At 71.5% G+C, this 22,811-nt stretch carries 18 protein-coding genes and 1 pseudogene; 4 read left to right on the top strand and 15 right to left on the bottom strand.

What is annotated here, in order from left to right; all coding sequences use genetic code 11:
• Positions 1-82: pseudogene (locus ACGF5U_RS28565) on the top strand (IS5/IS1182 family transposase); the annotation flags it as partial.
• Between the two features lie 115 nt (positions 83-197).
• Here the strand turns inward: ACGF5U_RS28565 and narI are convergent.
• The 9 genes from narI to ACGF5U_RS28520 all read right to left on the bottom strand — a co-directional run bounded on the left by narI (position 198) and on the right by ACGF5U_RS28520 (position 12,016).
• Positions 198-995 (bottom strand): respiratory nitrate reductase subunit gamma, encoded by a 798-nt coding sequence (gene narI / locus ACGF5U_RS28560; protein WP_392716615.1) that lies wholly within the window; start codon positions 993-995, stop codon positions 198-200.
• Positions 992-1,645, bottom strand: a complete 654-nt coding sequence (narJ, locus tag ACGF5U_RS28555) for a nitrate reductase molybdenum cofactor assembly chaperone (protein WP_392716613.1) — start codon at positions 1,643-1,645, stop codon at positions 992-994. Before narJ ends, narI begins: the two co-directional genes overlap by 4 nt.
• 2 nt (positions 1,646-1,647) lie before the next feature.
• Complete coding sequence (gene narH, locus ACGF5U_RS28550) at positions 1,648-3,420, bottom strand: nitrate reductase subunit beta (protein WP_392716611.1); 1,773 nt, start codon at positions 3,418-3,420, stop codon at positions 1,648-1,650.
• Position 3,421: 1 nt separating this feature from the next.
• On the bottom strand, positions 3,422-7,102 hold the full coding sequence (locus ACGF5U_RS28545) for a nitrate reductase subunit alpha (protein WP_392716647.1): 3,681 nt from the start codon (positions 7,100-7,102) through the stop codon (positions 3,422-3,424).
• Positions 7,103-7,330: 228 nt separating this feature from the next.
• Positions 7,331-8,593 carry an MFS transporter gene (locus ACGF5U_RS28540; RefSeq protein WP_392716609.1) on the bottom strand — a complete coding sequence of 421 codons (1,263 nt, stop codon included), beginning with the start codon at positions 8,591-8,593 and terminating at the stop codon, positions 7,331-7,333.
• 177 nt (positions 8,594-8,770) lie between these two features.
• Positions 8,771-9,694, bottom strand: a complete 924-nt coding sequence (locus tag ACGF5U_RS28535; protein WP_392716607.1) for an amino acid ABC transporter permease — start codon at positions 9,692-9,694, stop codon at positions 8,771-8,773.
• Positions 9,691-10,356: an amino acid ABC transporter permease gene (locus ACGF5U_RS28530; RefSeq protein ID WP_392716605.1), complete on the bottom strand. Its 666-nt coding sequence runs from the start codon at positions 10,354-10,356 to the stop codon at positions 9,691-9,693. Before ACGF5U_RS28530 ends, ACGF5U_RS28535 begins: the two co-directional genes overlap by 4 nt.
• A 10-nt stretch (positions 10,357-10,366) precedes the next feature.
• On the bottom strand, positions 10,367-11,209 hold the full coding sequence (locus ACGF5U_RS28525; protein ID WP_392716603.1) for a glutamate ABC transporter substrate-binding protein: 843 nt from the start codon (positions 11,207-11,209) through the stop codon (positions 10,367-10,369).
• A 42-nt stretch (positions 11,210-11,251) separates the two neighbouring features.
• Positions 11,252-12,016, bottom strand: a complete 765-nt coding sequence (locus ACGF5U_RS28520) for an amino acid ABC transporter ATP-binding protein (RefSeq protein WP_392716645.1) — start codon at positions 12,014-12,016, stop codon at positions 11,252-11,254.
• A gap of 339 nt (positions 12,017-12,355) precedes the next feature.
• Here ACGF5U_RS28520 and ACGF5U_RS28515 point away from each other — a divergent pair, with 339 nt between their 5' ends.
• On the top strand, positions 12,356-12,865 hold the full coding sequence (locus tag ACGF5U_RS28515; RefSeq protein WP_392716601.1) for a DUF664 domain-containing protein: 510 nt from the start codon (positions 12,356-12,358) through the stop codon (positions 12,863-12,865).
• A 20-nt stretch (positions 12,866-12,885) separates the two neighbouring features.
• Here the strand turns inward: ACGF5U_RS28515 and ACGF5U_RS28510 are convergent, their stop codons facing one another.
• Complete coding sequence (locus tag ACGF5U_RS28510; protein ID WP_392716599.1) at positions 12,886-13,794, bottom strand: LysR family transcriptional regulator; 909 nt, start codon at positions 13,792-13,794, stop codon at positions 12,886-12,888.
• A 228-nt stretch (positions 13,795-14,022) separates the two neighbouring features.
• Here ACGF5U_RS28510 and ACGF5U_RS28505 point away from each other — a divergent pair, with 228 nt between their 5' ends.
• On the top strand, positions 14,023-14,811 hold the full coding sequence (locus ACGF5U_RS28505) for a gamma-glutamyl-gamma-aminobutyrate hydrolase family protein (RefSeq protein WP_392716597.1): 789 nt from the start codon (positions 14,023-14,025) through the stop codon (positions 14,809-14,811).
• A 209-nt stretch (positions 14,812-15,020) separates the two neighbouring features.
• On the opposite strand, the gene ACGF5U_RS28500 is transcribed toward ACGF5U_RS28505, so the two are convergent.
• The 3 genes from ACGF5U_RS28500 to ACGF5U_RS28490 form a co-directional block, all read right to left on the bottom strand.
• On the bottom strand, positions 15,021-16,583 hold the full coding sequence (locus tag ACGF5U_RS28500) for a polysaccharide lyase family 1 protein (protein WP_392716595.1): 1,563 nt from the start codon (positions 16,581-16,583) through the stop codon (positions 15,021-15,023).
• Positions 16,584-16,985: 402 nt separating this feature from the next.
• The gene (locus ACGF5U_RS28495) at positions 16,986-17,774 is read right to left on the bottom strand and encodes an SDR family oxidoreductase (protein WP_392716593.1); all 789 of its coding nucleotides are present in this window, start codon (positions 17,772-17,774) and stop codon (positions 16,986-16,988) included.
• An 82-nt stretch (positions 17,775-17,856) separates the two neighbouring features.
• Positions 17,857-18,870, bottom strand: coding sequence for an NADP-dependent oxidoreductase (locus tag ACGF5U_RS28490; RefSeq protein ID WP_392716591.1), 1,014 nt, complete (start codon positions 18,868-18,870; stop codon positions 17,857-17,859).
• Between the two features lie 328 nt (positions 18,871-19,198).
• On the opposite strand from ACGF5U_RS28490, the gene cpt reads away from it, so the two are divergent.
• On the top strand, positions 19,199-19,720 hold the full coding sequence (gene cpt, locus ACGF5U_RS28485; protein WP_392716643.1) for a chloramphenicol phosphotransferase CPT: 522 nt from the start codon (positions 19,199-19,201) through the stop codon (positions 19,718-19,720).
• Between the two features lie 218 nt (positions 19,721-19,938).
• On the opposite strand, the gene ACGF5U_RS28480 is transcribed toward cpt, so the two are convergent.
• Positions 19,939-20,601 carry a DUF5825 family protein gene (locus tag ACGF5U_RS28480; protein WP_392716589.1) on the bottom strand — a complete coding sequence of 221 codons (663 nt, stop codon included), beginning with the start codon at positions 20,599-20,601 and terminating at the stop codon, positions 19,939-19,941.
• A gap of 34 nt (positions 20,602-20,635) precedes the next feature.
• Entirely contained in the window at positions 20,636-22,627 is a 1,992-nt protein-coding gene (locus ACGF5U_RS28475) for a RiPP maturation radical SAM C-methyltransferase (RefSeq protein ID WP_392716587.1), read from the bottom strand.
• Between the last annotated feature and the right edge of the window lie 184 nt (positions 22,628-22,811).

The following is a 22,811-nucleotide window of genomic DNA, read 5'->3' as shown; positions in this document are numbered from 1 at the left end:
GATCTTCCGCAGGTCCCGCTGCAGCCCCAACCGCATGACGTCAATCGCCAAGGCCGTCCTCACCCTGGAGTTGCAACGCTGAAGAAGCTCACTGACCGGACATCGCTCCTGGTTCCACGGACTTCCGTCATTTCTCTGTACGGCGTCGGGCGGCCGGTGGTGAAAGCACCACCGGCCGCCGAGGCGTTTCCGCATGGCTATCCGATGCGCTCCCAGCCGCGCCGGGGTGCGCGCGCCCCGAGATTCCGCACATCACGGCTGCGGTAGACGATGTAGGGGCGGGTCAGATAGCCGAGCGGGGCCGTGAGCATGTGCACCAGGCGGGTGAAGGGCCAGAAGGCGAACAGCAGCAGGGCGCTGACGGCGTGGAGCTGGAACAGCAGGGGTGCTCCGGCCATCAGCGCGGCGTCGGGCCGGAAGGCGAAGATCGAGCGGAACCAGGGCGAGATGGTCTCGCGGTAGTCGTATCCGCCGCTGAGGACGTTCGCGGCGACGGTGGCGGCCAGGCCCAGCCCGATCGTCACGGTGAGCGAGAGGTACATCGCCTTGTCGTTGCGCGTGGTGGCGGAGAACACCGGACCGACCGTGCGCCTGCGGTACACGAGGATGGCGAGGCCGCCGAGCGTGCTCACGCCCGCGACCGTGCCGAGGACGACCGCGATCACGTGGTAGCTGTGCTCGCTGATCCCGGCCGCGTCGGTCCAGCTCCTGGGGATGATCAGGCCGCCGATATGGCCGATGAGGACGACCAGCACCCCGAAGTGGAACAGCGGGCTGCCGATGCGGAGCAGCCGGTTCTCGTAGAGCTGGGAGGAGCGGGTCGTCCAGCCGAACGCGTCGTAGCGGTAGCGCCAGACGTGGCCGAGGACGAAGACGGCCAGGACGACATAGGGCAGGACGACCCAGAGGAGGACGCCCCCGGTGCCCACCGGGGCGGCGACGACGGCCTCGGCGGCGGCGTCGGTGGCGAGCGGCACGCGGAGCGCGGGACTCATCGGGGGCCTCCTGCGGGATCGGGCATGAACTGCGGGGGCGTGTAGGGCGCGAGACCGACCTGCTCCTCGGGCGGCCCCTTCGCGGCGAGCCGGGCCACGGCCTCGCGGACCCTGCCGCCCAGCGGCGGCAGCGAGGCCGAGAGCGACTCCAGGACCTGGGCCCACGGCGACGGCACCTCGTGCAGCGCCAGGCGCAGGAGTTCCAGGCCGGCGCGGTGCTCGACCAGGAGCCGGTGGCCCGCAGTCGGCTCGGCGGCCGCGAACTCCAGGACCACACCGAGGTGATCGGGGAGTTCGTCGTCGGCCAGGCGCCATCCGGCGGCGGCGTAGGTCTGCTTGAGGCGCAGCAGCGCGACGCCTCGCTTCCGGGTGTCGCCGTGGGCGTAGTAGGTGACGTAGGGGCAGCAGCGCCGCTGGTGGTCGAAGGTGGCCACGTACGAGGCGGCCAGGTCGGCGGCGGGGGCGCGGCCGGCGTGGTCGGCGAAGCGCAGCAGGGGCTCGGCGACCGGGGGCGGCAGCGCCGCGGCGGCCCGCCGGGCCAGCCGGAGGTGCTCGGCCAGCCGCTCGCCGGGGTAGTCCAGCAGCAGGGACTGGATCTGCCAGGCGTTCGGGTGCCACGGCTGGACGCGGGCCGAGGGTCTGATCGTCATCTTCACGGTTTCGGCTCCGTCTCCCCGCCCCCGCCGGGACCCTCGCGGTCCGTGCGGGACTGGCCCGTGGGCGACCCGGGGGCGGGTGACGCGTCAGTGCGGGATTCCGTGGGCGGGAAGAGTCCGGGAGGGGTTCCCTTGCCGTCCCAGTTGAGCAGGTTGACGCGGGTGGCCCGGTCGGTGGGTGCGGCGGGCGTGTCGGAGGTCTGGCGGTCGCGCAGGGCCCGGTAGTTCTCCACCGCCACGGGCGCGGCGCCTCCGGAGGACTCGCCGAACGGTCCTGAGCCGCCCATGCCGGGGCCGCCCTCGTAGTCGAGGCTGCATTCCGTGGCGAGTTCTTCGAGCCCGTGGGCCTGTTCCGCGTGGGCGGCCGGGATGACGTAGCGCTCGTCGTACTTGGCCAGGGCCAGCAGCCGGTACATGTCGTACATCTGCTCCTCTGTCATGCCGACCGCCGCCGGCACGGACCCGTCGGGCGCGCGGCCGAGGTTGATGTCGCGCATGTAGGAGCGCATGGCGGCCAGGCGGCGCAGCACGGCGTCCACGGGGCCGGGGTCGCCGGCGGTGAACAGCTGGGCGAGGTAGTCGACCGGGATGCGCAGGGCGTCGACGGCGGCGAACAGGTTGCGGTGGTCCTCGGCGTCATGGCCGGTGTCCCGTACGGCGTCGACGACGGGGGACAGCGGCGGGACGTACCAGACCATCGGCAGGGTGCGGTACTCCGGGTGCAGCGGCAGCGCGACGCGGTAGGTGTTGATCAGCGCGTACACGGGGGAGCGCCGGGCCGCGTCCAGCCAGTCGCGGGGGATGCCGTCCCGTTCGGCGGCGGCGATCACCTCGGGGTCGTGCGGGTCGAGGAACACGCGGCGCTGGGCCTCGTACAGCGCGGTGTCGTCCGGGGCCGACGCCGCTTCGAGGACCCGGTCCGCGTCGTACAGGACAAGGCCGATGTAGCGCAGCCGGCCGACGCAGGTCTCGGAGCAGACGGTGGGCAGGCCGACCTCGACGCGGGGGAAGCAGAAGGTGCACTTCTCCGCCTTGCCGGTCCGGTGGTTGAAGTAGACCTTCTTGTACGGGCAGCCGGTCACGCACATCCGCCAGCCCCGGCAGCGGTCCTGGTCCACCAGGACGATGCCGTCCTCGGCGCGCTTGTAGATGGCGCCGGACGGGCAGGAGGCGGCGCAGGACGGGTTGAGGCAGTGCTCGCAGATGCGCGGCAGATGGAACATGAAGGTCTGGTCGAACTCGAACGTGATCCGCTCCGAGACCTTGCGCAGCAGGACGTCCTTGTCCCCGTGCTCGGAGGAACCGCCGAGGCTGTCGTCCCAGTTCGACGACCAGGAGATCTTCATGTCCCGGCCCGAGATCAGCGACTTGGGGCGGGCCACGGGGACGTGCTCCTGGAGCGGGGCGTCGGTGAGCGTCTCGTAGTCGTACGTCCAGGGCTCGTAGTAGTCGTCGAGTGCGGGCAGCTTGGGGTTGGAGAAGATCGTGATCAGCTTCCGGAAGCGGCCGCCGCCCTTCAGGGTGAGCCGGCCCCGTCTGTTCAGGGTCCAGCCGCCCCGCCAGGTCTCCTGGTCCTCGTAGCGGCGCGGGTAACCCTGACCGGGACGTGTCTCGACGTTGTTGAACCAGACGTACTCGACACCGGTCCGGTTGGTCCAGGCCTGTTTGCAGGTCACCGAGCAGGTGTGGCAGCCGATGCACTTGTCGAGGTTCATCACCATCGCCATCTGGCCCATCACCCGGCCGATGGCGTTCTCGCCGCGGGGCATGTCAGTACTCCACCTCCTGGTCGCCGCGGCGGCGGATGACCGTCACCTCGTCGCGCTGGTTTCCGGTCGGGCCGAGATAGTTGAACGCGTACGACAACTGGGCGTAGCCGCCGATCAGATGGCTCGGCTTGATCAGCAGACGCGTCAGCGAGTTGTGGATGCCGCCACGGCGCCCGGTGGTCTCGGTGCGCGGCACGTCGATCAGCCGGTCCTGGGCGTGGTGCATGTAGACCGTGCCCTCCGGCATGCGGTGCGAGACGACCGCCCGGGCGGCGACCACTCCGTTGCGGTTGACCGCCTCGATCCAGTCGTTGTCCCGCACGCCGATCTTGGCCGCGTCGGGAGTGCTCATCCAGATCGTCGGTCCGCCCCGGGACAGCGACAGCATGAACAGGTTGTCCTGGTACTCGGAGTGGATGGACCACTTGTTGTGCGGCGTGAGATAGCGGACGGTCAGGCCCCGTTCGCCGATGTCGCCCACCGACGGCTCGCCGAAGAGCAGATGCATGTTCAGCGGTGGGCGGAACACCGGGAGCCGTTCACCGAGAGCGGCGATCCAGTCGTGGTCGAGGTAGAAGTGCTGGCGGCCGGTGAGAGTGTGCCAGGGCTTGAGCCGCTCCACGTTGACCGTGAACGGCGAGTACCGCCGGCCGCCGGTCTCCGACCCGGACCACTCGGGCGACGTGATCACGGGGACCGGCGCGGCCTGGGTGTCGGCGAAGGTGATCCGTCTGCCCTCGTGCTCGGCGGCCAGGTCCGCCAGCGGGATCCCGGTGCGGGCCTCCAGGCTGTGGAAGCCCTGCGTCGCCAGGTGCCCGTTGGTGGTGCCGGACATCGCGAGGATCGCCTCGCAGACGTCCACGTCGCGGGCGAGCGAAGGGCGGCCCGCGGCGGCGCCGCCGCGCACGGTGCCGTTCTTGTGGCGCAGGTACTCCAGCTCGCGGTCGAGGCGGAAGGTGACGCCCTTGGTGGTGGCGCCGAGGGTGTCGAGCAGCGGGCCGAGGGCCGTCATCCGCTCGGCGACCGCGCCGTAGTCCCGCTCGACGACCACCAGCTTCGGCATGGTGCGGCCCGGCTCGGGCTCGCACTCGCCCGCCTTCCAGTCCCGCACCCGGCCGTGCGGTGTGGCGAGTTCGTCGGGGGTGTCGTGCAGCAGCGGCGCCGCGACCACGTCCTTGCGCACCCCGAGACGGCCCTCGGCCAGGCGGCTGAACGCCCCCGCGATGGTGAGGAACGCGTCCCAGTCGGTGCGGGTCTGCCAGGGCGGCGGGATCGCCGGATTGAAGGCGTGCACATAGGGGTGCATGTCCGTGCTGGACAGGTCGTGCTTCTCGTACCAGGTGGCGGCCGGCAGCACGATGTCGGAGTAGACGGTGGTGCTGGTCATCCGGAAGTCGAGGGTCAGCAGCAGGTCGAGCTTGCCGACCGGGGCGTCCTCCCGCCAGACGACATCGCGGGGACGGGCCCCCGCCGGTGCCTCGGCGGCGCCGACCGACGAGTCGGTGCCCAGCAGATGCTTGAGGAAGTACTCGTTGCCCTTCGCCGACGACCCCAGCAGGTTCGCCCGCCAGACCGTCAGCACCCTCGGGAAGTTGGCCGGGCTGTCCGGGTCCTCGGCGGCGAACCGCAGCCGTCCCGCCTTCAGCTCCGCCACCACGTGCTCGCCCACCGGCCGGCCGGCCGCCTCCGCCTCGTCGGCGAGGGCGAGCGGGCTGCGGTCGAACGTCGGGTACGAGGGCATCCAGCCCATCCGCGCCGACGCGGCGATGACGTCGGCGGTGGCCAGGCCCGCGAACAGGCTCCCGGATCCGGCTGCCGCGAGCGTGTCGGCGGAGAACGGGTCGTACCGGAACTGGTCGCTGTGCAGATACCAGTACGCCGTCTGGATCATCTGGCGGGCCGGCCGGTTCCAGTCGGCGGCGGTCGCGATCGCCGAGTACCCGGTGATCGGCCGGACCTTCTCCTGGCCCACGTAGTGCGCCCAGCCGCCGCCGTTGACGCCCTGGCAGCCGGTGAGCGTCGTGAGCGCGAGGAAGGACCGGTAGATGGTGTCGGAGTGGAACCAGTGGTTGGTGCCCGCACCCATGATGATCATCGAGCGGCCGCGGGACTCCTCGGCGTTCGCGGCGAACTCGCGGGCGATCCGCGCCGCCCGTTCCGCGTCCACGCCGGTGATCGCCGCCTGCCAGGCCGGGGTGTACGGCTCCGTCGCGTCGTCGTACCCGGCCGGCCAGTCGCCGGGCAGGCCCTCGCGCGCCACGCCGTACTGGGCCAGCAGCAGATCGAAGACCGTGGTCACCAGCCGTCCGGCGACCCGCCGCACCGGCACTCCGCGCCGCAGCAGGCCCGCGCTCCCGTCGGGCGCGTCGAAGCGGGGCAGTTCCACCGCCACCGGGTCCTCGCCCCCGCCCTCGGCGGACAGCAGCGGGTCGGTGTCACCGAGGTCGAGGTTCCACCGGCCGGCGCCCGACTCGCCGAAGCGGTCGCCGAGCGTCCCGTTCGGCACCGCCGGTTCACCCGTCGCCGCGTCGAACAGGACCGTACGGAACTCCGCGTGCTCGGCCGCCGCGTGCGCACCGCCGAGATCCGCGGCGGTCAGGAACTTCCCCGGCGCGTACGCCCCCGGCCCCCGCTCGTCCAGGGTGACCAGGAACGGCAGGTCGGTGTAGCGCTTGACGTACTCGTCGAAGTACGGGGCGCGCCGTTCGACGAAGAACTCCCGCAGCACCACATGGCCCATGGCCATCGCCAGCGCCCCGTCGGTACCGGGCCGGGCGGGCAGCCACTCGTCGGCGAACTTCACGTTGTCCGCGTAGTCCGGCGAGACCGCGATCACCTTCTGGCCCCGGTACCGGGCCTCGGCCATCCAGTGCGCGTCCGGGGTCCGGGTCACCGGCAGATTGGAACCCCACATGATCAGATAGCCGGCGTCCCACCAGTCCCCGGACTCCGGTACGTCGGTCTGGTCGCCGAAGACCTGCGGCGAGGCCACCGGAAGGTCCGCGTACCAGTCGTAGAAGGACAGCATCACGCCGCCGAGGAGCGAGTAGAAACGGGCGCCCGCCGCGTGCGAGACCATCGACATCGCGGGGATGGGGGAGAACCCGGCCAGCCGGTCGGGGCCGTACTCCTCGATCGTGTGCACATGGGCGGCGGCGACCATCTCGACCGCCTCGTCCCAGCTCGCCCTGACCAGGCCGCCCCGGCCGCGTTCCGACTTGTAGCGGCGCGCGCGCTCGGGGTCCGAGACGATGTCCGCCCACGCGGCCACCGGATCGCCGCCCAGCCGCCGTTTGGCCTCCTGGTACATCCGCAGCAGCGTCCCGCGCACGTACGGGTAGCGCACCCGGGTCGGCGAGTAGGTGTACCAGGAGAACGCCGCGCCGCGCGGGCAGCCGCGCGGCTCGTACTCCGGGCGGTCGGGACCGACGGACGGATAGTCGGTCTGCTGCGCCTCCCAGGTGATGATCCCGTCCTTGACGTACACCTTCCAGGAGCACGAACCGGTGCAGTTCACCCCGTGGGTGGAGCGCACCACCTTGTCGTGGGACCAGCGGTCACGGTAGAAGTCGTCGGCCTGCCGGCCGCCGGTCCTGTGCAGGGTCCGCAGGTCGTCGGAGACCTCCGCGCGGGAGAAGAACCGGCGGGACCGCACCAGCGCCTCCGTCAGCCCGCCGTCCAGCCCCACCGGTGGAGCGGCGGCGGACCGCCCGGACCGGGCGGCGCCACCGCCATCGGCACGGGCAGCCCCACGGGCGCCGGTACGGGAATTCCCACGGGAACCGGTCCGGTCGGTCACCGTTCCACCTCGTCTCCCAGGCACAGGCCTGACCGCACGCGTTCTCGGCTGCTGCTCCTCGGATACTGGCGCCGCCCCGCCACCGGCGCGCGTCGGGAGCCGTCCCGCCGGTCAGCGCCGCGACGGCTTCATGCCCGGTTCCCGCTGGTCAGCGGCTACCTGACGGGCCATCGCGTGTCGGACGCCCGTACAGGTGAAGACGAGCGCAGCCGCCGCCACCACGCTCAGCAGCACCAGCCCGATGGCGTACGAGCCCAGTCCGCCGTACAGCGAACCCATCACCAGCGGCGGCAGGAACCCGCCCAGGCCGCCGGCGGCACCGACGACGCCGGTGACCGACCCGACCGAGGTCGCCGGAGCCAGCAGGGCCACCAGCGCGAAGACCGCGCCGCTGCCCGCGCCGAGCGCCGCCGCCATGGACAGGAAGGCGATCGTGCCGACCGGCATCAGGGACGGGGTCGTCGACTGCGTGAGCGCGCCCACGACGACGACCGCCAGGGAAGCGGCCATCACTCGGACCGGGCCGACCCGGTCCGAGAGCCAGCCGCCGACCGGCCGCATCGCCACCGCCAGCAGCACGAACCCGGCCATCCGGTTCGCCGCGTCGGCCTGGGACAGACCGTACGCGGTCCTCAGGTACGTCGGCAGGTAGACCGAGAAGGCCACGTAGCCGCCGAAGGCCACGGCGTACAGGGCGGATCCCTGCCAGGTGACGCCCAGCCGGAAGGCCGCGCCCAGCCGGCGGGCCAGCGGCTGCGTCGGCACGGTACGCCCGGGCGCGTCGCGCAGCAGCAGCGCGGCCACCACCGCGTACACGGCCAGCACCGCGGCGGTGATGAGGAACGGGTTGGCCGTCCCGTAGGCGTCCACGAGCCTGACGGTGGTGAGCGCGCTGATCGCGGTGCCGCCCATACCGACGCCGAAGACCCCGATGGCCATGCCCCGCCGCTCGGGCGGGAACCAGGCGCTCACGAAGGGCACGCCGACGGCGAAGGCGGTGCCCCCGACGCCGAGCAGGAAACCGCCCACGAGCAGGGCCGCGAGCGACGAGTGCCCGGCGAGCCCGATGTACAGGACGGGCAGGATCGTGACCGCCGACACTAGCGGGAACATCACCCGCCCGCCGAACCTGTCCGTCAGCGCCCCGACCGGGATTCGGCCCAGCGAACCGACCACCACCGGCACCGCCACCAGCAGCGACTGCTCGAAGGAGGACAACCCCAGGGAGTCCTTGAAACGCGGGCCGAGCGGGCTCAGCAGCGCCCACGCCCAGAAGTTGACGGCGAAGCCGACCGTGGCCAGGGCGAGCATCGGCCACGCCCGCCCCGGTACCGCCGCCGGTCCGCCGTCCGGCCTCCTCGATGCTCGCGGCATCCGTCCGCTCCTCCCGCTCACGCCGCCCCCGGCCGGACCGGCCGGGGGCGGCACATCACCTTCGTCTGGTCGAACGTGCATACGGGCACACGCCCGTGCGGCACCCGGCCCGGCCGTTCCGAGCGGCGCGACGCGACCGCCGCCCCGAACCGGTCGTCACACCATCCCGAACCGCCGTCATGTCGTCTTGTCATGCGGGTCCGTCGGTACGACGTGCTCGCCCGGTGTCGCCAGCTCCTCGACCGCGTCGACGCCGACGACCGCGCCGGTCGACTTCTTGGCCCGCCTCAGCCTGCGTTCCAGCCAGGCGGCGAAGGTGGTGAGCGCGAAGTTGAGGGCGACGAAGATGAGCGCCACGATCGTGAAGCTGGCGATGGTGTTCGCGCCGTAGTTCGCGCTCATCGGGCGCACGGACGCGAGCAGCTCGGAGAAGCCGAGCAGCGCGCCGCCCAGCGCGGTGTCCTTGACGATGACGACGAGCTGGCTGACCAGCGCGGGAAGCATGGCGGTGACCGACTGCGGCAGCAGCACGTACCACATCGTCTGGCCCTTGCGCATGCCGATCGCCTTGGCGGCGTCGGTCTGCCCCCGGGGGAGGGCCAGGATGCCCGCGCGGACGACCTCGGCCAGCACCGAGGCGTTGTAGAGGACGAGGCCGGTGACGACCGCGTACAGGGGGCGGGTCTCCGGACTGATGTCGGTGAACTCGGCGTACGCGGCATTGGCGAAGAGCATCAGGATCAGGACCGGGATGGCCCGGAAGAACTCCACCACCGTGCCGCCCGCGCCACGCACCCACCAGTGCTCGGACAGCCGGGCGATACCGAAGAACGCGCCGAGGGGCAGGGCGATGGCCATCGCGAGCGCGGCGGCGATCACCGTGTTCTCCAGCGCCGGGAGCAGGTAGGTGGTCCAGGTGCGGGAGTCCGTGAAGAACGGATCCCACTTGGCCCCTTCGAGCTGGTTCTTGTCGTCGAGGCTCAGCACCACCCACCAGACGAGTGCGGCCAGGGCGATCAGGAACACCACGGTGTACAGGACGTTGCGGCGCCGGGCCCGCGGACCCGGAACGTCGTACATGACGGTGGGCGACGTCTTCATCGCTTCACCGCCACCTTCTTGCTCACCCAGCCGAGGAAGAGACCGGTGGGGAGCGTGAGGCAGAGGAACCCGAACGCGAAGATCGCCGAGATGAGGATGAGCTGCGCCTCGTTCTCGATCATCTCGCGCATCAGCAGAGCGGCTTCGGCGACGCCGATCGCGGCGGCGACGGTGGTGTTCTTGGTGAGGGCGATCAGGACGTTCGCCAGCGGTCCGACGACCGAGCGGAACGCCTGGGGCAGCACGATCAGCCGCAGCACCTGCGTGAAGCCGAGACCGACGGCGCGGGCCGCCTCGACCTGGCCGACCGGGACGGTGTTGATGCCGGATCTCAGCGCCTCGCAGACGAAGGCGGAGGTGTAGGCGATCAGACCGAGCACCGCGAGCCGGAAGTTGATGGTGGTGAAGTCGTCGGCACCCAGGCTGACTCCGAGCGTCTGGAAGAGGCCGAGCGAGGTGAAGACGATGATCACGGTGAGCGGGATGTTGCGCACGATGTTCACGTAGGCGGTGCCGAAGCCCCGCATCAGGGGGACGGGGCTGACGCGCATGGCGGCCAGCAGCGTCCCCCAGATCAGCGAGCCGATCGCCGAGTAGACGGTGAGCTGCACCGTCACCCAGAAGGCTCCCAGCAGGTCGTAACCCTCAAGGAAGTCGAACACGGCGCTCCACTCACTTGACGATGTCGCCGATCTTCGGAGCGGGCTCGTTCTGGTAGCCGGCCGGGCCGAAGTTCTTCTTCACGGCCGCGTCCCAGGAACCGTCGGCGACCATCTTCTCCAGGGCGGTGTTGATCCGGTCCTTCAGTTCGCTGCCCTTCTGCACACCGATGCCGTAGTTCTCATTGCTCAGCTTGAAGCCGCCGAGCTTGAACTTGCCCTTGAACTGGTCCTGCGAGGCGTACCCGGCGAGGATCGAGTCGTCGGTGGTGACGGCGTCGATCACACCGTTCTCCAGACCGGTCAGACACTCCGAATAGCCGCCGTACTCCTGGAGCTGGGCCTGCGGGGCGACCTTCGTCTTGACGTTCTGCGCGGACGTGGAACCGGTGACCGAGCAGAGCTTCTTGTTGTTCAGGTCCGCGGGCTTGGTGATGGAGTCGTCGTCCGCCCGGATCAGGACGTCCTGGTGCGCCAGCAGATACGGACCGGCGAAGTCGACCTTCTTCGACCGCTCGTCGTTGATCGAGTACGAGGCCGCGATGAAGTCCACGTCGCCGCGCTGGAGCATCGTCTCGCGGTCGGCGCTCTTCGCCTCCTTCCACACGATGTCGCCGGGCTCACGGCCCAGCTCCTTGGCCACGTACGTCGCCACGTCGACGTCGAAGCCGGTGTAGGTGCCGTCCGGGGTCTTCAGCCCGATGCCGGGCTGGTCGAACTTGATGCCGACGGTGATCTTCTCGTCGCCGCCGCCCGCCCCGCCGTCTCCGTCGTCGCCGCAGGCGGCCACGGAGAAGGAGAGAGCGAGCGCGGCGGCTGCGGCCACACCGGCCTTGCTGAGCTTGCGCGGGTTCATGCTGATCACCCCTGGGAGATGGTGTGCGCGGCGGGCCGCGGTTCAGTGGTGCAGGATCTTGGAGAGGAAGTCCTTGGCCCGGTCGCTGCGCGGGTTGCTGAAGAACTGGTCCGGTGTCGTCTCCTCGACGATCCGGCCGTCGGCCATGAAGACCACGCGGTTGGCGGCCGAGCGGGCGAAGCCCATCTCGTGGGTGACGACGACCATCGTCATGCCGTCACGGGCGAGCTGCTGCATGACCTCCAGGACCTCGTTGATCATCTCGGGGTCGAGCGCCGAGGTCGGCTCGTCGAAGAGCATGACCTTCGGCTCCATGGCCAGCGCCCGCGCGATCGCGACGCGCTGCTGCTGACCGCCCGAGAGCTGGGCCGGGTACTTGTCGGCCTGGGTGCCGACGCCCACCCGGTCGAGCAGTTGGCGGGCGCGCTGCTCGGCGGCCTTCTTGTCCTTCTTGCGCACCTTGACCTGACCGAGAGTGACGTTCTCCAGCACGGTCTTGTGGGCGAAGAGATTGAACGACTGGAACACCATGCCGACATCGGCGCGGAGCGCGGCGAGCTCACGGCCCTCGGAGGGCAGGGGCTTGCCGTCGATGACGATCTCGCCCGAGTCGATGGTCTCCAGCCGGTTGATGGCACGGCACAGGGTGGACTTGCCACCACCGGACGGGCCGATGACGACCACGACCTCACCGCGGCCGACGGTCAGGTCGATGGACCGAAGCACATGCAGCGCACCGAAGTGCTTGTCGACGTTCTTCAGCACGACGAGCGCGTCGCCGTTCCGCGCCCTGTCCGGGACGGGCATGGCACCCTCCTGGGTCACCGCCCCCCGCTGGCCGCTTTTCCTCACGTTCATGCTCCGCCCTCCTCGGTACGGCCGCACGCCGGGAGACCGCCGTTCGGGCCAGAACCGGCGCGGGGCCGACGGCGCGCCGGCAGCCGGCGCGCCGAGCGGCTCGCGCTCGCGCCGGGCGCGGAGGCCGGCCCGGCGTACCCGGTGCCGACCCGGCCGCCGGACCCGTGCTCGGCCGGGTGGCGCGCGCTCGGGGCGAACAGGTGCGTGCTCGGCCGGGTGGCGCGTGCTCGGGGCACCGACGCGTGTCGGCCGCCGGCGGCGGGCGGGTCACGCGGTTCACTGGGGCGTATGGATGCCGCACATGTGCTCGTGGACGCCTTCGGACGCGTCAAGGAGGTGGTGCACGAGGCGGTGGAGGGAATCGGGACGGCCGACCTGCACGCCCGGCTCGACCCGGGCGCCAACTCCGTCGCCTGGCTCGTCTGGCACCTGACGCGCATCCAGGACGATCACGTCGCCGACGTCGCGGGCCGGGAGCAGATCTGGGTGGAGCAGGACTGGGTGGGACGCTTCGCCCTCCCCTTCCCCCCGGAGGCGACCGGTTACGGCCACACGAGCGAGCAGGTCGCCGCGGTCCGGGTCGAATCGCCCGCGCTGCTGCTCGGCTACTTCGACGCCGTCCACGACAGGACCGTGGACTTCGTGGGCGGGCTGCGCGGCACGGCGCTCGACCGGGTCGTGGACGACTCGTGGACGCCGCCCGTGACCCTGGGCGTCCGGCTGGTCAGCGTCATCGCCGACGATCTCCAGCACGCCGGGCAGGCCGCGTTCGTCCGAGGCTGCCGCGAGCGAGGCTGATCCCCGGTCCCGCCGGTCGCTCAGGGATTCGCCGCGCGGGCCTCGGCCGCCAGCATCTCCTCCAGGGTCAGGATGGCCCGGGGCGTGTGGCGGGTGTCGAGGCGGACCGTGTAGAGGAAGCGGGTCAAGGCGAGGGCGACCAGGGGTCTGGAGACGACGTCGGTGACGCCCCGGGGGAGCGCCAGGCGGGGCAGCAGCGCGACACAGAGACCCGCGGCGACGAAGCCGAGCACAGTGTTGAAGTCGTCGCCCTCGTACTCCAGGCGGGCCGCGAAACCCGGCACCTTCGCCATCTGGGACAGCAGCTCCAGGTGCAGAGCCGCCTCCGGGGCGGCTATCCAGGTCTCCGACGCGAGGCTCGCCAGGTCGATGGTGTCGCGGGAGGCGAAGGGATGCCCGGCCGGCAGGACGGCCACGACCGGGTCCCGCACCACCAGGGTGCGGCGGAGGGTGCGGGGCGGGGGCAGCGGGATGAAGTCGTAGTCGTAGGTCAGCGCCAGATCGAGGTCCCCGCGATCGACGCGGGTGTGACTCGGCTCCGGCTCCAGCTGGGACAGGCTCACCTGCACGTCCGGGTACGCCGTCTGGAGTTCGGCGAGCGCCTTGGGGACGACGCGGTTGGCGGCGGACGCGAACGCGCTGAGCCGTATGCGGCCCACCGTGCCCGCGCGGACGGCGTCCAGCTCCAGCGCCGCGGCGGCCAGGGCCGTGCGGACGCCCCGCTCGGCGTCGAGGAGGATCCGCCCCGCCTGGGTGGGACGCACCGGGCGGCGCTCCAGGACCCTCAGCCCCGCCCGGCGTTCGAGTTCGGCGATCTGCTGGGACACGGCCGGTGAGCTGTAACCGAGTTCGCGGGCGGCCGCCGAGAAGGAGCCGTGGCGGACGACGGCTTCGAGGGTGGCCAGGAGGCGCGGGTCGAGTCGCTGCACGCGTTAAGCCTGGCTTACCGACCGTGAAGATGTCATTTCTTGTGCTTAACCGTGCAGGCCGGGCAGGATTCGTCTCGCGGACACCGGCGTGACCCCCACGCCTCGTCACCGCCCACCCCCTTCCCGTATCGCGGTGTCCCCCGCCCGCACACGCCTGTGCGCAACGTGACAGCGCGAGCGCGCGGGGTGACCGGTGGCAGGTCCGTCGACTTCCGCTCAAGGACGAGCGTGAAGGCTGTCATCAAGAGGAACGACGTGCATATACCGCTCATCGGCATCACCACCTATCGCACCGGCGCCACCTGGGGCGCCTGGGACCTGCCCGCCGCCGTGCTGCCGGCCGCCTACGTACGCGGAGTCCAGGCCGCCGGCGGGCGCGCCGTCCTGCTGCCCCCCGACGATCCGGCGGCGGCCGCCTGCGTCGTCGCCCGCCTGGACGGGCTCGTCCTGGCCGGCGGGGAGGACCTGGACCCCGCGATGTACGGCGCCGAGCGCCACCCCTACACCGACGCGGCGGTACCCGAACGGGACCGGTGGGAGCGGGCCGTCCTGGCGGCCGCCCTCGAGCGGCACGCTCCGGTGCTCGGCATCTGCCGGGGCATGCAGCTGATGAACGTGCACGCGGGCGGCACCCTGATCCAGCACCTGCCGGACGAGGTCGGCCACGACGCCCACAACCCGCGGCTCGGGATCTTCGCACGGCATCGGGTCGCGACGGTGCCGGGCACCCGGGTCGGGGAACTGCTCCCCGGGACGCTGGAGGTGGCCACCCATCACCACCAGGCCGTCGACCGCCTGGGCGACCGACTGGCCGTCGCGGCACGCTCCGACGACGGCACGGTGGAGGCCCTGGAGTACACGGACAGGGCGTTCGCGGTGGGCGTGCAGTGGCATCCCGAAATGGACGGCGAGGTACCGGTGCTGGCGGAACTGGTCGCCGCGGCGAGCCGACGCGCCGCCACGGCACCCCCGGCCGCGCCGACCGCCCCGCGCCCCGCCGGGGTGGCGGCGAGGTGACCGCCGTGCGCTGACCCGAGCGCCACCGGAAGATCGCCGCACTGCGCGCGAAGGGCAGCGAGATCTACACCCTGCCGGGCCGACGTCAGGCGGTGGCCGCCACGGACAACGCGGCGGAGGCGTGACGGACCCCCGTTTCCGGTGACAGCCGTCCGGGTCCGGTGTCCGTCCGGGACCACCGGATCCGGACGGACACCGGGCACGCGCCGCTATCCCGCGTACGTCTCGAACTCGGCGACCCGCGGCGTACCCGTCGAGCCGGTGATCTCGAAGGTGATCTTCTGCAGCGAGGTCCGGGCGAAGGCGATGACGCCCGCCCCCGTGCCGGAGCTCAGGACGGCACCCGTGTCGTGGTTGACGACCCGCCAGGATCTGATGGTGCCTTCGGAGCCCGCCGCCTCGCGGATGTTGATCGAGGACACCGTGGTGGCGGAGCCCCACTTGATCGAGACGGATCCCGTCGAGCCGGTCGGCGACCAGAAGGTGCCCATGTCGCCGTCCCGCACGTTGCCGTAGCTCGTGCCGTCGGCCTTGCCGGAGCCGTCCGAGCCCGCGCCGATACTGAGGTTGGTCCCGCCCGGCTGGGTCGGTCCGGGCGTGGGGCCGGTCGGCGTCGGGGTCGGGGTCGGGGTGGGGGTAGGCGTCGGGGTCGGTGCCGGCGTCTGCGGCGAGCAGTTGCCGCTCGACACCTGCAGTCCCTTGCCGGCGCCTGCCGTCTGGCTCACGACTCCGGGCACGCAACCGGCCGCGTCGAGGGTGTAGGCGTAGGGGATGCCGACCGTGGTGTTCGACTGCGGGTCGGGACCGGCCGGGTGGTTCTGGCTACCGGGGCTCGACCAGGTCACGTTGTCGAAGACGTTGCCGCTGACCTGCCAGTAGCCGGCCGCGTCGGTGTAGAAGGTGCCGAGGACGTCCTTGGAGTCCTCGAAGTAGTTGCTGTCCACCTTGGCGCGGGCGCCGGCCCGGGAGTTGATGCCGGACGAGTTCAGGCGCTTGTAGTGGTTGTTGTACATGTGGGCGGTGCCGCCACGCAGCAGCGGCGCCCGGGAGTCGATGTTCTCGTACAGGTTGTGGTGGTACGTGATGAAGCCGTTCGAGAGGTCGCCCTCACTGGACCCGACGAGGCCGCCGCGGCCCGAGTTGCGCAGGATGCTGTAGGACAGGGTCACGTACTGGGTGTTGTCCTTCATGTCGAAGAGGCCGTCGAACCCCGCCGACTCCCCGCCCGACGCCTCCAGGGTGACGTGATCCACCCAGATGTTGCGGACGTTGCTCTCCATGCCGATGGCGTCGCCGCCGTTGGAGACGGGCGAGCCGGACTTCTTGACGTTCCGGACGGTCACGTTCTGAATGATGATGTTGCGGGACTCGCGGATGTGGATGCCCAGTTGGTCGAAGACGGCGCCGCTGCCCACGCCGACGAGCGTGACGTTGCTGATCTGCTTGAGCTCGATCACACCGTCGGCGGTGTTGCAACTGCCGCCCGACACCTTGCTGGTGTTGCCGTGGTTGATGGTGCCCTCGACCTGGATGGTGAGGGGGGTGCTGCTGCTGGCCCGGTTGCACAGGGCCGCGTGGATCGCGGTTCCCGTGGTGGCCCGCACCGTCTGCCCGCCCGCGCCGCCGGTGGTCCCGCCGTTCTGGGTCGCGTAGCCAGTGACGCCACCGGTCGCCGCCGACGCCTCGGGTGTCGACAGAACCACACCGGCCGTGGCCGCGAGGGCCATCGTGGCCAGCGCCGCATGGAGTCGCAGTGCTACCGGTCGCCTCATCATCGCCTCTCATTCGTCTTCGAATGCTGGGTGCCGCCGTCGCGTGCCGTGGTCGCCCGCCGTGGCCGCCGGGGTTGTCGACCTGTCGTCGGGCCGGTCGTGCCGCCGTTGCCCGGACCCGCGAGGTCGTCGGTGCCGTCCGCGAGGCCACCGTGGACCGAGTGCCAGCCGCGCCGGATCGATGGCGGCTCACGTGCGAAGTCGCCCCGGCTGACGTGACGTTCGCCGTCACCGGAACGACCCCTGGTGCGTGTGGAAAGCGCTTTCTGTCCCGCGAGAATAGGGTGACATCTGTTCGACTGGCAAGGTTCCGCGCGGTTACGGAAATGTGGCGCGCCGCCGCGGCACGTCGCCGCACCTGGCTGGCCGTCGGATGCGCCGACCCGCCGCCCGCCCGGACCGCTACGCCTCGGCGGACGGCTCCGCGAACTCCTCCATGCGTCGCCGCAGCCGCTGCGCGCCCGACAGCCAGCGGTCGGTGTCGGTGGCGCGGAGCGCGTAGTGATCCCGTACCCCGGGGTGGGGCAGGATGAGGAACCGTCCGTCGACCAGCGCCTCCGCGACGGTGTCGGCGACCTCCTCGGGGGTGAGGACCGCCCCGGCGAGTGCCTTCGCGGCGGGGTCGCTGCGCTCGTACATCTCGGTGCGCACACCCAGCGGGCACAGCGCCTGAACGGTGACGCCCCGGTCGCCGTAGGTGGCGGCGAGCCACTCGGCGAACGCGAGTGCCCCGTGCTTGCTCACCGCGTACGGCGCGGACGCCGGGTGGGTGAGGAGGCCCGCGGCGGAGACCGTGGCCAGGAAGTGGCCGCGCCCCCGCTCGAGCCACGGCCCGAGCAGGTGCTGGGCCACCCGGACGTGGCTCATCACGTTCACCTGCCAGACGCGTTCCCACACCTGCTCGGGCGCGTCGGCCCCACCGCCGGGTTCGATGCCGGCGTTGGCGCAGAACAGGTCGATCTCGCCGAGGTGCGCACGGGCGGCGGTGACCAGGGCCGCCACGTCCCGTTCGGCGGAGGCGTCACCGGGGACGGCGATACCGCCGGTCTCGCCGGCGACGCGTGCCGCGGCGGTCGCGTCCAGGTCGTTCACGACCAGGCGGGCGCCCGCGGCGGCGAACCGGCGCGCGAGCGCGGCCCCGATGCCGGAGCCGGCTCCGGTGACGACGACGGCCGCGTCCTTCAGCCGCATGGCGGTGCCCCTCCGGCGGCTCCGGCGGAAGCGAACGGTCCGGTGGGCGTCGTCGGCAGGCCGTGGGGTGACGGTGCGTCCCTCACTCGTCCGCCACCTTGAGAACGAGCTTTCCGGTGTTGTCGCCCCTGAACAGCCGCAGCAGCGCGTCCGGGAACGCCCGCACGCCGCCGTCCACCACGTCCTCCAGCGACCGCAGCTTCCCGGCCGCCAGCCACTCGGCGAGCTCGGCGGTGGCCTCGGGGTACCGGTCGGCGTAGTCGAAGACCACCATCCCGGTCATGGACGCCCGGTTCACCAGCAGCGACATGTAGTTGGCGGGGCCCTTGACCTGGTCCGTCGTGTTGTACTGCGAGATCGCGCCACAGATGACGATACGGGCGCCCCGCGCCAGGCGCGTCAGCACGGCGTCCAGAACGTCTCCGCCGACGTTGTCGAAGTAGACGTCCACGCCCGTCGGCGCCACCTCGCGCAGGGCCTTGCGCACGTCCTCGGACTTGTAGTCGACGCAGGCGTCGAACCCGAACTCCTCCACCACCAGACGGCACTTGCGCTCGCCCCCGGCGATGCCGATGACCCGGCATCCCATGAGCTTGGCGATCTGGCCGACCACACTGCCGACCGCTCCGGCCGCGCCGGAGACCACGACGGTCTGGCCGTGTTCGGGCCGACCGATGTCGAGCAGACCGAAGTAGGCGGTCATGCCCGTCATGCCCAGGACGCCGAGGTAGACCGGCAGGGGTGCCAACGCCGGATCGACCTTGGTGAGGCCGCGACCGTCCGACAGGCAGAACTCCTGCACACCGAGCGTGCCCGACACATGGTCGCCCACGGCGAACCGCGGGTTGCGGGAGGCGATCACCCGGCCCACGCCGCCCGCGCGCATGACCTCCCCGATCTCCACGGGGCGGATGTACGACCTGCCCTCGTTCATCCAGCCGCGCATGGCCGGGTCCAGCGAGAGGTACTTCACCTCGATCAGCAGTTCGCCGTCGCCGGGCTCGGCAGCCGGCTCCGCGACGTACTCCCAGTCGGTGGGCCTCGGCAGCCCGACGGGTCGCGCGGCAAGCCGGTACTGGTGATTGGTGCGGCTCATCTGGACGGCTCCTCAGCTGTCGGCGCCGGTCCTGGCGCGGCGACATCCCGTACGTACGGTTCACAGTGGCACACCGACTGGTCGGTATGGCTGCGAGGAGGGTAGTCCAGGGTGCGGCACCGGGCAAGGGCGAGTCCGCCGGAGCCGTGGCGGGAGGGAAAGCGTGTGCTGACCGGTGTGTGCCGCTGAACGCGTGCCGGTCGGCGTGTGCCGCTGAGCGTGGCCGGTCGGCGTGGGCCGGCCGGGGTGCGGTGGGGCGTCCGTGTGCGCCCGAAATCCGTTTCGTGCTCCTGGGGCAGCGCCTTACTGTGACGCGGTGACGACTCGGATGATTGTTCTCAACGGTGGTTCCAGCTCGGGGAAGTCCGGGATCGTACGGTGCCTTCAGGCCGTGCTGCCGGATCCGTGGCTGGCGTTCGGCTGCGACTCGTTCGTCGACGCCCTGCCCGCGAAGACGCAGGGTGCGGAGGGCGGGATCGAGTTCGCCCCGGACGGCACGGTGAGTGTCGGAGCGGAATTCCGGGCACTGGAGGCGGCCTGGACCGAGGGCATCGTGGCGATGGCCCGTGCGGGCGCGCGGATCATCGTCGACGACGTCTTCCTCGGCGGGGCGGCGTCCCAGCAGCGGTGGCGGAAGGCACTCGGCGGACTGGACGTGCTGTGGGTGGGCGTCAGGTGCGAGAGTGCGGTCGCCGCGGGCCGTGAGGTCGCACGAGGAGATCGCGTCCAGGGGATGGCCGCGTCGCAGGCGGACGTGGTGCACCAAGGGGTGGTCTACGACCTGGAGGTGGACACGACGCACACCGAGTCACTGGTGTGTGCCCGAACCATCGCCGCGCACGTCGGCTGAGGCCGATCGCCGGATCGGCCCCCGACCGGCCAGCCGCCCCCGACCGGCCAGCCGCCCCCGACCGGCCAGCCGACCCCGGTCGGCCCGCCGGCCAGCCGACCCCTGTCGGCACGCCGGTCCGCCGGCCCTGTCGGCCGTCGCCCCCGGCCGGCCAGCGGGCCCTTCCGGCCCGCCGATCTGTCGGGGTGGGCCGGGGACCGGTCGGGGGTGACGGCGTATCAGATCGTCATCGACTCCTGGAGCCAGCGGCTGATCCGGTACGGCAGCCACCAGGCGAGGGGCCCGACGTCCAGGACGAGCTCCTCGCCACGGAAGTCGGCGAGGATCGAGGGCGGCACGGTGCCGGCCGGCGCCCCGTAGGCCAGTGCCTCGATCGCCCGCTCGTACTCCGGTTCGTCGGCGGTGAAGCGGCGCAGCTCGCCCCAGCGCCGGTCCCGGATCTGTACGAAGCCGGGGCCCTTGCGCCAGAGGCACTTGCACAGGTAGTGGCCGCGCCGCCAGGCGAGCAGGGCCTCGTCCGCTCCGGCGGGGCCCTCGATACGCCGGGGCGGCTGGAGGTGGCTCAGCGCCTGCCAGGCGTCGGCGGTGTCCGGGGGGAGCCGCAGATCCCACTCGACCAGGACGGCGCGGGCGGTCAGGTCCCGTACCAGACTCAGCGCGCCCACGGTCGCCGCGGCCTCCTCCGGGTCCGGGTCACCCGAGAGATCGACGGTCCCGGGCAGCCGCACCCGGCGGGCGCCGAGCTGCCAGAGCCGTTCGCTCTCACCGTCCGGAGGGCCTGGGAGGTCGAGTTCGCCGAGGAACATGCCGGGCAGTTCGCAGGCGTCGGGGTCGTAGTCGCGCCAGGCGAGGACGCCGGGCAGGCTCAGGGTGGTGCTCATCGGACGGACTCCTCCTCGTGCGGCGGTGACACGGTCATACGTGAACGGGCTCGGCCGTGGACGGCGGCGTCGACGCGGTCGGCGCGGGGGCTGCGGGTTCCCCGGTCGGCGTCGCGGAGGCCGAGGGCGCCGAAGGGGCTGCCTCCGCCCCGTACGCGTGGCGCATGAAGTCCAGCCGCAGCAGACCTTCGTTGACGGCGGCCGGGGCGATGTGGACGTACTGTCCGCCGTCCGTGAAGACGAGTCCGAAGGCGAGCCAGGAATCGAGGAGCCGCTGCACACCCGCCTCGTCGCGGGCGGCGCCCGGGACCCTGCCCGCGGCCTTGCGGGTGAGGGCGGCGAGCGTGTGCGGCTGGTCGAGGAGCCGGAAGACGGCCTGCTCGAAGGGGTCGGTGAGCTCCAGGGTCCGCCAGTCGAAGGCACGCCGCCGGGAGACGAGGACGATCCTGTCTCCGAGGTCGGCGTGGGTCAGCCGGGCGTCCGCGTGATGCTTCTTCCAGGCGGCGAGCGCGTCGTTGAGCGCCTTCACGGTGGGTTCGCCGATGCCCCGGGCCGGTGCCTCGAAGACATAGGCGAGGTCGTACAGCTCCTTCTCCGGCAGGTCGTAGGTGAAGCGGTAGTGCTCCTCGGGGCGCAGTCCGGTGAAGCCGAGTTCGGGACGCTCGAAATAGGGACTGAAGCGTTCGATGGCGATCCGGGCCGACAGGTCGACGGGCGGGTCGAGGTGCTCCAGGGCCGGGATCTGGGCGATCACCGGCTCGTAGTCCCCGGCGGTTTCGCCGGGGAAGCCATGAAGGTAGTTCCAGGCGACGGAGAGCCCGGTCTCGGCGCCGTCACGGAGCATCCGGACGTTCTGGCAGCCGCTGACGCCCTTGTCCATCAGGTCCAGCACCCGGTGGTTGAGGGACTCGATGCCGGGCTGGACGTAGATCATGCCCGCATCGGCGAGCGTACGGAGCTGGGAGCGGCGCATGTTGGCCTTGATCTCGATGTGCAGCCGCAGGTCGTATCCGCTGTCGATGATCCGGGGCAGGACGGTCGTCAGATAGCCCATGTCGAGGATGTTGTCCACGACGTACATGTCGAGGACACGGTGGCGGCGGGCCAGCTCCATGATCTCCGCGTAGAAGGTGTCCGGGCTCTTGGAACGGAACTCCATGAACGAGCCGTTGAGGCCGCAGAACGTGCAGTGGTGCTTCTCGCCCCACCAGCAGCCGCGGGCGCCTTCCACGACCAGTTTCGGCTCGACCCAGTTACGGGCCACGGAATGGGCGAGCCGCTCGAAGTAGCCGCTGTAGTCCGGGGGCAGGATCGCGGCGGGCGGCAGCGGCCGGGTGGCCATCGGGTTCACGCGGCTCTCCCCGTTGGGACCGCGGTGGCACAGCCCCGGCACCCCGCCGAGGTCGGAGCCGTCGGTGAGCGCGGTGAGCAGCTCGGGAAGGGCGGCCTCGCCCTCGCCGCGTACGACATGGTCGACGAAGGGGAAGTTGCGGTGCACGGCCGCGCCCTGGGCCCCGTCGCAGTTGGCCCCGCCCATGACGGTGACGATGTCCGGAGCGAGCTGCTTGACCCGACGGGCGGCGGCGAGCGCCGCGGTGTTCTGCTGGAAGGTGGAGGTGAACCCCACGACATCGGGGGCGTACTCCACGATCCTCCGCGCGATCTCGTCGACGAATTCCGGGACCACACGGTGCAGCGCGCGGGTCATGGCCATACGCGACTTCTTGAGTTTTCCGCGCATCACCGCGGTGAACTCCTCGTCGCGCCAGTCCGGATCGTCGTAGAGGGCCGACGAGAAGACCCAGTCGCCGCAGCCCATGAAATAGGACGACAGGGCGTAGTACTCGTAGTCGTCGCCGGTGAACTCGGTACGCGCGGTTATCCAGTCGGTGAATTCGAGATTCGCGTGCAGGACCTCGGCATCGGCTCCGGGCACTCGCTCGTCCACGCTCCGTTTGAGGATTCCCAGCGCGAGGGACGGCAGGTCGATGGGCGACCAGGGCATGTTGACCAGCAGGACACGCATGTCGGCTCCTCGGGGACGGGGTGGGAGACGGTCGGGACGGGTGGGGAGAGGCCGGACGGGGACCGGCCGGGGCGGGGGGGGGCCCCCCCCCCGGGGGGGCCCCGGCCCCCCCCCCCCCCGCCCGCCCGGGGGGGGGGGGCCCCGCGGGGGTGGGTGTGGTGGCCGGCCCGCGGGGGGGGTGTCA

Origin of the sequence: Streptomyces sp. NPDC047886, assembly GCF_043204435.1 — a bacterium.
Classification (GTDB): Bacteria; Actinomycetota; Actinomycetes; order Streptomycetales; family Streptomycetaceae; genus Streptomyces.
Note: the sequence above shows the minus strand (reverse complement) of the source record. Positions and strands in the feature narration are given on the sequence as shown.